The sequence below is a fragment of the Gimesia alba genome, from assembly GCF_007744675.1.
Lineage (GTDB): Bacteria > Planctomycetota > Planctomycetia > Planctomycetales > Planctomycetaceae > Gimesia > Gimesia alba.
In genome coordinates, this window is sequence record NZ_CP036269.1 from 6,297,333 (window position 1) to 6,310,003 (window position 12,671).

10 protein-coding genes are annotated in these 12,671 nt (G+C 48.7%); 8 read left to right on the forward strand and 2 right to left on the reverse strand.

Features of this window, described 5'->3' with window-relative positions:
- Positions 1-62: 62 nt before the first annotated feature.
- Complete coding sequence (locus Pan241w_RS23390) at positions 63-1,019, reverse strand: toll/interleukin-1 receptor domain-containing protein (protein WP_145220495.1); 957 nt, start codon at positions 1,017-1,019, stop codon at positions 63-65.
- Positions 1,020-2,107: 1,088 nt separating this feature from the next.
- Between Pan241w_RS23390 and Pan241w_RS23395 the strand changes: the two genes are divergently transcribed.
- The 6 genes from Pan241w_RS23395 to Pan241w_RS23420 all read left to right on the forward strand — a co-directional run bounded on the left by Pan241w_RS23395 (position 2,108) and on the right by Pan241w_RS23420 (position 8,801).
- Positions 2,108-3,892 (forward strand): AAA family ATPase, encoded by a 1,785-nt coding sequence (locus Pan241w_RS23395; protein WP_145220497.1) that lies wholly within the window; start codon positions 2,108-2,110, stop codon positions 3,890-3,892.
- A gap of 33 nt (positions 3,893-3,925) precedes the next feature.
- Positions 3,926-4,408: a GNAT family N-acetyltransferase gene (locus Pan241w_RS23400; protein ID WP_145220498.1), complete on the forward strand. Its 483-nt coding sequence runs from the start codon at positions 3,926-3,928 to the stop codon at positions 4,406-4,408.
- A 164-nt stretch (positions 4,409-4,572) separates the two neighbouring features.
- Positions 4,573-5,178 carry a hypothetical protein gene (locus Pan241w_RS23405; protein ID WP_145220500.1) on the forward strand — a complete coding sequence of 202 codons (606 nt, stop codon included), beginning with the start codon at positions 4,573-4,575 and terminating at the stop codon, positions 5,176-5,178.
- Positions 5,179-5,627: 449 nt separating this feature from the next.
- Positions 5,628-6,953 carry a Gfo/Idh/MocA family protein gene (locus Pan241w_RS23410; RefSeq protein WP_145220503.1) on the forward strand — a complete coding sequence of 442 codons (1,326 nt, stop codon included), beginning with the start codon at positions 5,628-5,630 and terminating at the stop codon, positions 6,951-6,953.
- Positions 6,954-7,474: 521 nt separating this feature from the next.
- The gene (locus Pan241w_RS23415) at positions 7,475-7,942 is read left to right on the forward strand and encodes a hypothetical protein (RefSeq protein WP_145220505.1); all 468 of its coding nucleotides are present in this window, start codon (positions 7,475-7,477) and stop codon (positions 7,940-7,942) included.
- 25 nt (positions 7,943-7,967) lie between these two features.
- A complete protein-coding gene (locus Pan241w_RS23420) occupies positions 7,968-8,801 on the forward strand; it encodes a hypothetical protein (protein WP_145220507.1) in 834 nt (277 codons plus the stop codon).
- Between the two features lie 14 nt (positions 8,802-8,815).
- Here Pan241w_RS23420 and Pan241w_RS23425 read toward each other — a convergent pair whose 3' ends face one another.
- Positions 8,816-10,024, reverse strand: a complete 1,209-nt coding sequence (locus tag Pan241w_RS23425) for a sialidase family protein (protein ID WP_145220508.1) — start codon at positions 10,022-10,024, stop codon at positions 8,816-8,818.
- A gap of 262 nt (positions 10,025-10,286) precedes the next feature.
- Between Pan241w_RS23425 and Pan241w_RS23430 the strand changes: the two genes are divergently transcribed.
- Together Pan241w_RS23430 and Pan241w_RS23435 are read left to right on the forward strand one after the other, a co-directional pair.
- Positions 10,287-10,868, forward strand: a complete 582-nt coding sequence (locus tag Pan241w_RS23430; protein ID WP_232107496.1) for a fused DSP-PTPase phosphatase/NAD kinase-like protein — start codon at positions 10,287-10,289, stop codon at positions 10,866-10,868.
- 313 nt (positions 10,869-11,181) lie between these two features.
- On the forward strand, positions 11,182-12,300 hold the full coding sequence (locus Pan241w_RS23435; RefSeq protein WP_145220512.1) for a hypothetical protein: 1,119 nt from the start codon (positions 11,182-11,184) through the stop codon (positions 12,298-12,300).
- The last annotated feature ends 371 nt before the right edge of the window (positions 12,301-12,671 follow it).

Below are 12,671 nucleotides of genomic sequence, written 5' to 3' on the forward strand. Positions count from 1 at the left end.
TGAGAAAATAATTCCTAGGTGGGCAGAATAGCTCTATAAATAAACTGAGATATTTTAAGTAGCTATTGCAGTGGATCTAACAGCATTGACCAATAATATTCTGCGGCACCTTGCTGAGTTAGTTTACTCGAATCTTTGCTATTCGTAGAACCAAATCCAAACCCAGAACTCAAGAAAAGCATGTAACCATCATCATCAACGGACAGGGCTTCATTGTAGCTATTCCCTCCGCGCGATGCATCATTTGAATAATAGATTTGCTGATTCTTAAAAAATGCCCCTAAAGAAATCTGGCACTCACTTATGGATGTTCCATTCTTATAGACAGTTGCTGTGAATGTGTTTCTGTCGATTCTTCTGAATCTTGTTTTAATCTCAGAATTCCTTTTTTCTAATTCATTTAGAGAACCATCAAAATAATTTGCGATGAATTCGAATGTTTCTTCAAGAAATGTGTCTCGTTCTTGCTCTGAAAATTCTTTACGAACCCTAAGGTTACTCGACCGAACTTTGGGAAGACTACTCTTCTTAAAGTTTTTTATCAAAGAGCCACCTAATGGTGGATCGGCCTCTCCTTTCCCTAATTTTTCTATTGCTTCTCGAATGCCAATTGTGATTTCAAGAAAAGCATCATGAAAATTAGGATGTTTCGAAACTGGCTTACCATCTTTAGGTAGTGCTAATAGTTTTGAAAGTGGAGAGTGTTTCCAATCGCAGGGATGAAGAATTATTGGAATAACTCTGGCTTCACCGCTATCGTGCCGCTCAAGAGCACGCTTCATCTCAATTTCATGACAATAATCAGAATCAAGAAAATAAGGGCTCACAAGAAGCAGGATGATATCTGAAGATTCCAAATGCTGATCAATCTGTTTCCCAAATTCATCACCTGATGTAATTTGGCGATCATGCCATGCTTCAATTATCCTCTGTCGCTTAAGAGTAGAGAGATGAATTTCTAATTCATCCCTCAATTCTTCGTCTTTATGAGAGTACGAAAAAAAAACCTCGACTGACAACGTACTTATCCCCACCAGCAAAAATAATAAGCAGCCTGAAACCCCGATCTTAAAATACCACTATCAAGAAGCTTTTCGTATTACGCGAATAACTTCAACCATATTAGAGTCACATTTTGGACATCGAACAGGCGGCCCTACTTTGAAACGTTCGTAAGGACTTTCTCGGTCAATCACTTCGCATTCGAAACGATAATTACAACGTTGACATTTGAATTGTTTGACAAGCATTTTGCGTACTCCGATCACTAAGAAATTTAATTAAGTGGTCCAGATCGATCAGAGTTGTCAAACATGTAGAGAAGAATTATTGAACCAGTACACCTAAACGCATAGCAATAACTGTACCATATGAATCACTTCTACAAATCCAGACAGCGAAAACTTCAATTGTTATATGAGTGAAAGACGAATTAAATCATCGTTGGATACAGGAAACAAATTATGCCCCATGCTTAATCTCTTACATATTCGGAATTTAGATCAGTCAAATACCAATAGAGAAAAATTGAGAAATCAGCTTCCGGCAACAAGTGAAATAACCTCAGTTTTAACTAGCAGCGATATGAACAAGAAAAAGATTCTGCCAATTATACTTTATTCTTTGTAGCTTCACGCCAAAGTGGCAGAACGAACGATTTTCCCCTGTCAAATCATGTCAACTTATTTTCAATGACAGATAATTAATAAAACCGGTGGGTGGCACCTTGGGTTTGCTCATTAATGAAATATTGGTCTCGCTCCAACTGGGGCATTTTAGGCTTGTTACTATATGCTCTAACACGAAACCCACGAAGCCGCATTTCAGGAAGCGGGTTTCAAAGAAGTCCACTGGCACATGCCCCAACTTTCCCCCGACGGGCTTAAAGACAACACCATCGAGTTCTGGACTCCCCTGATGGAAAATTCCCCGGTCGCGTTTATTGAGTGTGTGAAGTAATCTCTGCACACGGGGCGTCTAATATTCCCAACATTGATGTTTTGGGCTCATGCTTGGCTCTGGACCTCAGAACGTGTATTATGTTCAGTTCCTTCGACGAGCAAGACTGAGTCATTCCAAGACGCAAACACGGGAGTAATGACAGATCATGAGCAATGCTGAGAAACTGGAATCGATGCTCGAATTCCTGTGTAACGACGTCTATGAAGTAATCTCAGCAAACCTTGAAAAAGCGCGGGAATATACAGAGCCTGACCGTATGGCCAAATCGATATCAGGCTTATTCGAATTTGCCTGCCTGGATGAAGGACTGCTTCTGAAGCAAGTGATTAACGCTTCCGCATTTAATGAAATACTACATATATTACGAGACTCGATTTTAACAGACTATGCCATTGATGAAGTCGAACTTGTCGTCTCAACAGCTCTGGTAAAGCACTCACTCCATCGTTTCTGCTGGCAGGAAGATTATCAACAATACCAGAATGGCTGTGATGCTGCTGGGTTTCAAAGACTGCTCGTACAATGGGAATCAGATCCAGCCTGGCTCGGGGGCGGTATCCTGGACGGTGCCATCGTTAATCCATTCGAAAAATTTATATTGATCGCCTGTTTTCTGAATGCTTCTGACGATCTGTTTCAAACTTACAAAAAAGTACTCCTGCAGACTGCAAAAATCATCCTGAATGCAAATGGAATTCAAAGTGCAGACCAGGTTTATTTTTCTGAGCTGAATGAGTACCTGAGCACAGTGGAACAATCATTCTGTTTCGAACTGCTCCCGAAGGCTCAAGTAAATCAGAACAGTGATACAGCCTGCGAAAGCACATCAGCAGAACAAATCAGTCAGATCGAACCAGAAGAGGCTTTAGAACAGGGACTGAAAGAGCTGAACAGCTTGATCGGTTTATACCCTGTGAAACGAGAAGTGACACGGCTGACCAATTTTTTGAAAATCCGCCAGCAACGTCTCGACCAGGGTTTGCCCGTTGCCTCACAGACACTGCATTTCGTGTTTACCGGAAATCCGGGAACCGGCAAGACAACAGTGGCACGCATCATCGCCAAGATTCTGTACGGATTTCAAATTCTGAAGACCGCGAATTTTATCGAAGCCGACCGCGCGACAATGGTCGGCGGCTATGTTGGCCAGACCGCGATCAAATCGAACGAAGTCATTTCTCAGGCAACGGACGGCGTGCTGTTCATCGACGAAGCGTATTCATTGGCGAAGTCGGGCGGACAGGACTACGGCCAGGAAGCCATCGAAACATTACTTAAAAAAATGGAAGACCTGCGTGATCGACTGGTGGTGATTGTGGCGGGGTACCCGAACGAGATGGCTGAGTTCATCAGTTCCAATCCGGGCCTGGAAAGCCGCTTCAGTCGTTATATTGTCTTCGATGATTATCACGTTTCCGACCTCTGTCAGATTTTTGAAATGATGTGCCGCTCGAATTCATACCAGTTGACGCCGGAAGCACGCGGCAATCTGGCAATCCTGCTGAATCGCATTTTCAGGGACCGTGATCAGAATTTTGGCAACGCCCGACTGGTACGAAACGCCTACGAACGGACACTTGGCAACCATGCAGACCGACTGGCGACCAGCGAGGGAAAAATCACACGCGAAGCCCTCTCGACCATCGAAGCGGTCGACTTGCCTTTCAAGATGGCAGACGGCATCTCACAGCCGTTTGACCTGACGAAATCCATCTGGCATGTGAACTGCCCCCAGTGCGAGAACAGTACGTCGGCCAGCCTGCCGTTCCTGGGTCAAATCGTCAAATGCAACAATTGCGGCACTCGTTTTCGCTGCCCCTGGTGGAACCTGGATCGTAACACGGTTCGAGGTCTGGAGGGTTTTGAAATTTACGAACGCGCAGCAGACCTGGATGGGTATGATATGCAGCCGGAGAAAGCCGAGGCCTGATATCAACTCCTGACAATAACGGTCAATGATTATATGAAAACTTCTTCAGAGATTTTGATTCGTGAGGCAACCAGCGCTGAGGCAGATGAAGTAGCTGCTGTCTTCGAAGCCGCTTTTGCGCCGATACGGTTGATCTATCGACCCACGGCGGAAACGCTGGTGCGTCAGGCGGATCAACACCGGGAAGAAACCCGACTGGTAGCTGTCATCGATGAACAAGTTGTAGCAACGGTTGAATTTGATCTCCATGAAACATATCTCCATGTACTCGGATTGGCCGTCCATCCTGATTTCCAAAGAAGAGGCATCGCCGGTTGTCTGCTGGATTGGATCAGTAACCACGCCATCAATCTGGGCCGTCACACAGTCGTATTAGAGACCATCAAAGAAACTGGCAACGTCCCCCTGTTTGAAAAGCTGGGATTTCAGGTGGTCGACGAAGCAATCGCCAGTTGGTGCGTTAGCGAGATCCACGAGCAACTTTATTTTGTCACAATGGAACGAACTTTTGTATGACAGTATAATTTTTTCAAAAGCAAAAATGAGCGGAATGGCGCTAGCCACCGTTTTTGATACAGCAACCCCAACACAAAAACGGCGGCTAGCGCCGTGCCGCTTACTCAATATAAAAACCGCAGTCTTTGGGAAGCATTTGAACCCGGAAAAGAGAAGGGCATATTATGTTAAAACATTCAAATCAGATCGGTCTGTTCTGCCTCCTTCTTCTATGCGGTACGTTGACGCGAGGTGAAGAGGACAGCCAGCAGAACTCCAACGGCTGGTCATCTCGACCAGAGGAAAACTACAAATTCCTGCGTCGGCCCCTTGAAGCGCGACAATCAGAAGCAATCCGTAAGACACTTCCCTTTCGTCAGATCAAACTGGAGCGCAGGGCACCCGGCGGGTATTCACTCGAAACGGGTAAAGGTTTTCCCGCTGTGATCTATTACATCGAATTTAATGCAGATGGCACAGCACTCTTGCACGCGATCTCGGGAACCGAAAAGAACGGCATTTACAAAGGGAAGATCGCACTGACCGACTACGCCCGACTCTGCCTCCTGTACGAGACGTTAATCAATGAAGCCGGGGATCCTGAAAAATTCGGTCACGTGATTCAATCCTCGCACCCCGTGACTTCCGAACTGACACTGACATTCCAGAAAAATCAGCCCATCCGCAAACATCGTAACGATGTCAACTTCGGCGATTTTAAATTCTGGGTCTTTGAAAATGTGTTTGAGAATATCGAGTCAAAGATCAAATGGGTGAAAGTGGAAGGGTGACAGGCCAGTAAAAAGTATCACCATGTGAGCGGCACGGCGATAGGTAGTGTTTATTAAATCAAACTAGCCTTACCAAAGACGGCTAACCGGGGCTAACGCCCTGCGGCTAATGGGTCTTTTCTGCGGTCATAGTCCTCAAAACAAGAGCAACAGCATACTGTCGGCCACGGTAAATTTTTACATTGATAACTCTATAGACCACAAAATCACGCTCAGAACTAATAAATAAACGCTACCTAGCCGCTGGTTGTGATTGATGGTCGTTTTCTCAAAACCGGTGGCTAGCGCCATGCCGCTCACTTCTTCAGCTCAATTGATTACACTTCTTGCGAAATAAAAACGCATTTTTTTCATTGCAGATGGAACGTCTGTAGTCAAATTTGCTGCCGTGACTGGTTATACTTGAAGCGTTCCACTTTTCCCGCGCATCGATTCAGAGGAGATTCAATATGACCAGTTCACGCATCACCCGTCGCGAAGCCCTGCAAACGACCGCCGCTCTGGGAGCCGGCCTCTGGCTGGGGAGTTCTGCTCAACCAACGCGGGCGGCCGCGAATGAGAAGCTGAATGTCGCCGTGATCGGCATCGGCGGGCGGGGATCAGCGAATTTGAGCGGCGTCGGGAAAACCGAGAACATCGTCGCGCTGTGTGATGTCGATGAAAAGCGAGCCGGGAAAGCATTTGAGCGGTATCCCAAAGCGAAAAAGTATACCGACTACCGCCGGATGCTGGACGACATGGAAAACCAGATCGACGCCGTCGTCGTGAGCACGCCCGACCATACACACTTTCATCCGTCGATGATCGCGATGACGATGGGCAAACATCTCTACTGCGAAAAACCGATGGCGCATTCGGTCTGGGAAGTCCGCGAGATGACCAAACTCGCCGCCAAGAACAAGCTGGCGACGCAGCTCGGCATGCAACGTCACGCACTCTCGAACATGCATCGCGCCGTTGAACTGATTCAGTCAGGCGCGATCGGCGATGTGAGTGAAGTTTACAGCTGGGTCAGTTCCAGTCGCGGCATGCCGGGCCAACCGGTCAAAACCGTTCCGCCACCAAAAACACTCGACTGGGATCTGTGGATCGGTCCCGCGAAGTATCGTCCTTATGCCGTGAACAAAAAAGGAGAGGGCGCACTGGCACCATACAACTGGCGGTTCTGGTGGGATTACGGTACCGGGGAAACCGGAAACTGGGGCTGTCATATTCTGGACATCCCATTCTGGGCGCTCGATTTGAGATACCCAACCCGCGTGGATGCCTCTGGACCGAAACTCGACGCCGAGCAGACGCCGCGAGACATGCAGACCAGCTTCGCATTCCCCGCCAACGATAAACGGGGCGCGATCAAGCTGCACTGGTCACAGCAGAAAGGGGGGCCGGTGATTCTGAAAGAGAAGGGACTCAAACTCAAAGGAGCCAACAACCTGTTTATCGGCTCCAAGGGAATGCTGCTAACCGGATTCGGCTCATTGAAACTGTTCCCCGAAAAAACATTTGCCAACTTCAAAGCACCAGAGAAATTCATTCCCGATTCCCCCGGCTTCTATAAGGAATGGACCGATGCCTGCAAGGGAGGTCAGCCGGCAACCTGCAACTTCGACTATTCAGGACCACTGTCCGAAACCGTGCTGCTGGGTAACACCGCCTTTCGCGCCGGCAGCGGCTTCGACTGGGACGCCTCCACGCTGACTGCGAAGGGGAACGACAACGCCAAGCAGTATCTCTTTTCCCAATTCCGCGAAGGCTGGGAAGAGTTTACGAGTTAGACTGATTGCGTTCTGATCAATCCATTCCTGAGCGGAATGATATTTGTGGGCGTGTGCCACTGCTCGGCTTGTCCGACAGTGCCTGTTCTGTGTTGGCGTTGCTACAATTAAACCGGCGGCCAGGTAGCGTCTCTTAATTCGAACGGGCCTTACCAAAGACGCCTAACCGGGGCTAACGCCCTGCGGCTAATGGGCCTTTTCTGCGGTCATAGTTCAGTAAACAGAGGCAACATCACACTGTCGACCGCGGCGTATTATTACATAGCTAACGCTGTCGACCTCAAATTCAGGTTCAGAGTCATTAAATAAACGCTACTTAGCGCCATTTCGCTCACATTCTGTTTGCTGAGATGCTTCAACAGAAAAAGTTTGGAAATGGAACCTTGACTGAGCTATGATGATAGAGAGTGTCTCCTCTTCTTCGTGAGGTCAGCATGTTTCCTTTCTCTTCTCAGATTCCCAAGCAACGACCTGTTAAATTCAGAGTTGAGGTAAAATCCCTGACCTGGTGGTTAGGGATCGTGACAGGTATTCCTCTCCTGTTCGAAGTTTCGTTCCTGCTGGTAACAGGCAGTATGGAGCGTTTTCTCTGGTTAAGTTCTCAATCCATACCAGCGCTGATTATCGTTTGGCCTATTTCTGTACCACTACTGATCTGGCTCTATTTTGGATGGAACAGTTGCCTGAAACGCGACGAACTGGGGAGCCTGCGTCTGCTCTGGCTGACGCCGCTGATTGTTTTACCGATCACCATGCTGTTCTGGGGAGCTTTGTTTTATAATCCGGATTTTTACAGTGGAATCTATGACCGAGGGCATATTTCCTTTCTGCGACTGATCTTCCTGTCGATGTTCGTTATCGCCATCCTGGCAATCCTGAGCAATCACGGGCGTAACTCGTTTGTGATTCCCTTCAGCCTGATCGCGCTTTTAATTAATTTCTTTTGTGCTTTCGCTGCCGGTTCCGCTATTTCAGGCGAATGGATTTGACGGTCATTCCACAGGAATTGTTGTCATGAAACCTCGTACACGAATCTGGATCAAAGCCATCAGTCTGCTTGTCTTGGTAGCGGTGCTGCATTTTGTCTATACATTCTTTATGCTGGCATTCCAGCATCAGCGAGCCAATCATCGATTTCGCTCTTATCGAAATCTGCTGCTTGATTTCAATACGTTAAATCTGATAGATGATCGATACGAGCACAGTTTTGAGGTGTGGGAATCCGGGAGTTACGCGATGGCTCCTTTGAATCGGAGAGACCAGGACGGCAAACCACTTTACAGTTGGCGGTTTGCGGAATATCTGACCTGGCCTGTGCCGCTTCCCAATGATCTCCACTGGACTGCTGAGGAATATCAACACTACAGAGAATCGGTCTCGTTGTATTTGTTTTGCAATGAACGAGAATTAGAAACCTTCGTGTTCGCGATGGGAGGACCGGACACTGCCTTTGATCAAACCAATCCAACTTTGGTGAAATCATTGCCAGAAGATCTGATTCTGTTTGCAGACGTGTATCAAAGCAAGACACACTGGATGCAGCCGGGCGATTTCAATGTGGAAACGCTGCCCGATCAAATCAATGTGCCGGGCGGTCTGGGCTCAGAAGACTATCCCGGTTTTTTCGTCTGTTTTGTGGATGGCCAGATCTGGTGGTTGAGTGATGAAACTCCGTTCGAACTCGTCAAACGCTTTTGTACCATCACCGAAGCCCGCAAAGCAGATCGCAAGATTCTGGAACCTTATTGTCGTGCGAAAGCTCAGGCCAATAAAGAGCATCTGCAGTGGTTGCCGCAAGAGCCTCCGGCTAAGAACCAGGAGACTCAAAACGGAAATACTGGTTGCTAAGACCGTGCCATTTATTAATCTTCCGGCCACATCGAGAGATCCCATTTAACGATGCCCATGTGATATCTTTGATGCCAGGGTAGGGTGTGGGCCGCGTGTTCGGGTTTCTTAGGGCCGAAATAGTAAGCGGTGACGATTGAGCCATCGTCGAGTTGCAGGCTGGAGGGATAGCCGGAATCAGTTTTGTGCCAGTCACGGGCCGGACAGGAAAGCAGGACTACCGGGATCGACCAGGCCTGGCCGCCGTTTTCACTCATGCGCATTACGACGCCGAACAGCCCGGGGATGCGACTGGTGATCGAACAGAGCAGGCGACCATCAGCCAGTTCGAGCAGGTGCGCATTTTCCTGTCCCTGAGGCGACATCAACCGGGGCTCTGACCAGGTTTTTCCTGCATCGGTGGAGCGAATGATTATTTCTCCGCTGCCGTGGGGCAGGGCACGATCCATCATATCACGACAGTCCGTACGACCGACGGCCAGCCATTCTCCGTTGGCACGACGCATCACGAATGTTTCATTCACATCCTCGGCGACTACCTGCTCATCGCCCCAGGTTCGGCCTCCATCGCGACTGAAGATCACCGCGGAGCAGGATCGTTTCGGTTTCACACTCAGCCGTTTATATACGGGAGAAACGAGGGTTCCATCGGGAAGCGTGAAAATATCGCCGTGCGGCACCAGCGCCAGATCCATATCGTGCCGGTCCCAGGTTTTGCCGTTATCGCGTGAGATACAGCGCTGCAGTTTAAGAAAGGGACGTTTCTGACCTTTGTGATAGCCGCTGACCAGCGTAACCAGATGGCCATCGCGGTTCAGACCAGTCGAATGGTTCATGCGAATCGCGTCGGGCTCTTCGGGATGGGCGGAGATTTTGCTGCGAAAGTTCCAACTGACACCGGCGTCCTGACTGATCCAAAGTTCGACATCGCTGTTATCGCCGTATCCGTGACTGGGATGATTATAAATCGCGGCGGCGAGTTCGCCGTTGGGAAGTTTCGTCAGGTTCGGCCAGAGTCCTTTGTTGTCAATCGCCACATAAAACCGGGCTCCGGGCAACATCTGGCAGCCCTGTAATCCCTGCGCAGTGACCGGACGATTCGCAGCGCTGGCGGAATGGGTTCCCAGTAGTAGCGGAGCTGTCGCGGTAGCAGCGACCTGTTTCAATAAGAGACGACGATTGATTTTCGATGCCGACGACACGTTCTGGTCATTCTGTTTCACGGGATAGAATCCTTCAGGTGGGAGGGTCGTAGGGAATTGTACGGGGAATGCGAACCATGTTATCCTAATCAAGGATTGATCAAGAAGCCAGAAAAAACAAACGGACTTGCTTCTCAGATCTTTCTGGAATTGAAAATAATTAGGAACAGGAACTGAGTTTGTTTATACTCGTTTTATGATTTGGATTGTCTCGTCTTCATTTCTTTTTTGTGAGTGCTTGATGTTATTGACGATAAGATTCACCGTGAGCACAATCGTGCTAATGCTTCTCTCGCTGTTTTTTACCGAGTCTCTCTTCACCGAGGAACCAAAACGCGCGCGCCCGGAGAAATGGGCAACGCCACTTAAAGTGGAAGGTGTGCCGAATCTGTATCGAGTGAGCGATAACCTGTACCGCAGCGCACAGCCGACGGCGGAGGGGATGCGGAATCTGAAAAAGATGGGCATTGAAACGGTTGTCAATCTGCGGTCGTTTCATTCGGATCGGGATGAAATCGGAAATACCGGGCTGGGATACGAACACATCTACATGAAAGCCTGGCATCCGGAACGAAAAGAAATCGTCCGCTTCCTGCAACTGGTGACGAACTCAAAACGGACGCCGGTGCTGGTTCATTGTCAGCATGGAGCTGACCGCACAGGAACAATGTGCGTGTTCTATCGGGTGGCCGTGGAAGGCTGGACCAAAGAAGACGCATTGCGTGAGATGACTGGAGGCGGTTATGGATTCCACAAAGTCTGGCGCAATCTCCCGAAGTGGATTGTGGACATCGACGTGAATTCAATCAAACAGGATGCGGGCATAAAAGCGAGTCAAAAAACCGAATCCAGCAAAACGGAATGAACTGTTAAACACGTTCGGCTTCTGATTGCACATCAACGTTTCACATCCCCTGGTGCGCTCTTCTAATGACCAACTCTCCCCGCGGTGTCTGCCAACGCAATGGCTGGTGGTTTTCACACCGGCTTGTTCGCTACCCGCTCAGGCACAATATGCACCTGCTTGAATCTGTTTTTGTCAAATACTACGAAAACAGCGGTTTTCCGCCAGTTTTAACGCTTTTACGGATGTTGGCACGGGCTTTGCGTTTCTGTTCTACCGTGGCAAGGAACAAACCACATCTGGTTAACAAGAATCAAAAACGGAAGGAAATGAAATGTTACGCCGAAGTATAAAAGTGATGGCCGCTGCTGCCGCCTTTGGAATCAGTCCTGCATTATTGACTGCTCAGTCTCCGCTTGATGGAGCCGCTGGGAAAGTCGGAGCAGGCGTTGAAGCGGGTGCGCAGGTCACACCCAAAGCCGATGCACCGCAGGTACCATTGAATAAGGCAACGCAAAACAAGGGTGTCAAAGGGAACCTGAAATCAGAGACGGAACTGAAATCGAAGTCACAGCTGAAATCCGGCAAAAAGCTGGATAGTCAGCTGGATACAAAAAATAAACTGGACGCCGACGCCAAAGCAGGCGACAAGCTGGATACCAATCTCGATGCGAAGAGTAAAACTAAGGGGAAACTAAAAACTCCCAACAGAACGCCTCTGAACGATCAGAAAAGTAAGATTGAACGGGAACGAAAAATCGGTCCTGCTGATGGAGCGATCAGAAAAGGTCTGCCGCAGACTGGCGATATGAAAAAGCAGGTTCGCGACGGTGTGAACCGGGCAAAAAGAAACGGGGCGAACATGCAGAAGCGTCTTAAGAATACGCCTCTGCCTCCTGACACAAAACGTCAAACGTTCCAGGGACAGGGGAAAGTCGAAATCGACGACATGGTTCGTCAAGGAACCGCTCACCTCGATATCGACGACGCAACGCGTGCTCGCTATCGTCACCATAACGGTCACTGGTGGTATAAAACCGAAAATGGTCAATGGTTGATTGATAACAATGGCCAGTGGGAACCGTTTGACCCGGTTACCTATCGCCAACCAAACCGTCCGATGAACCGGAACGATTACCAGGGACAAGGACAGTTTGAAGGAGACTTCCAGACTTACTCCGACGATGGTTACTACTACGATGACAGTGACTATTACTACAGCAACGGCTATGGAAACCGGGGGTACCATCGTGGAAACGGTTACTACGGGAACCAGTATTTCAACAATAACCGGGATCGCTACAACAACAATGGCCGCTGGAGCTCTGGTTACCGCGGTCGGATGAATGATCGTCGTCAGGGTGCTGCCATTGGAGCCGAAATTGGTGGTTCCATCGGTGGTCGACGTGGCGCAGCAATCGGTGCGGGAATTGGTGCTGAAATCGCTGACTAGTTAAAAATGGAATTACGATCAAACGTAAAATCCTGATTTGCAATGCTTAGTGCCGACTAAAGTGTTGCAATCCAGGCAGACCAACAGAAGGCCCTCTGTTGGTCTGCTTTTTTATGCGCGGTACGAAGCGGAAGTATTCGACTGGCGATGTGATATTCATCCCTAACCTGACAAATAACCGGCACTGTCGGACAAGCCGAGCAGTGGCACACATCCGTGTAAATGGAACTGGAAATTCTCTACTTATCACAACGTTTTCCACCACGAACTACATACCTATCGTGAGCGGAATGGAGCTAGCCACCGTTTGTGATACAGCAACCTAACACACAACCGGCGGCTAGCGCCGACCCGCTCACAGTGGGTATGCT

Bases quoted from the DNA above. Each gene is read 5' to 3' on its own strand.
- Pan241w_RS23395 (WP_145220497.1), top strand. From the start codon at position 2,108: ATGAGCAATGCTGAGAAACTGGAATCGATGCTCGAATTCCTGTGTAAC.
- Pan241w_RS23400 (WP_145220498.1), top strand. From the start codon at position 3,926: ATGAAAACTTCTTCAGAGATTTTGATTCGTGAGGCAACCAGCGCTGAG.
- Pan241w_RS23405 (WP_145220500.1), top strand. From the start codon at position 4,573: ATGTTAAAACATTCAAATCAGATCGGTCTGTTCTGCCTCCTTCTTCTA.
- Pan241w_RS23410 (WP_145220503.1), top strand. From the start codon at position 5,628: ATGACCAGTTCACGCATCACCCGTCGCGAAGCCCTGCAAACGACCGCC.
- Pan241w_RS23420 (WP_145220507.1), top strand. From the start codon at position 7,968: ATGAAACCTCGTACACGAATCTGGATCAAAGCCATCAGTCTGCTTGTC.
- Pan241w_RS23430 (WP_232107496.1), top strand. From the start codon at position 10,287: ATGCTTCTCTCGCTGTTTTTTACCGAGTCTCTCTTCACCGAGGAACCA.
- Pan241w_RS23435 (WP_145220512.1), top strand. From the start codon at position 11,182: ATGTTACGCCGAAGTATAAAAGTGATGGCCGCTGCTGCCGCCTTTGGA.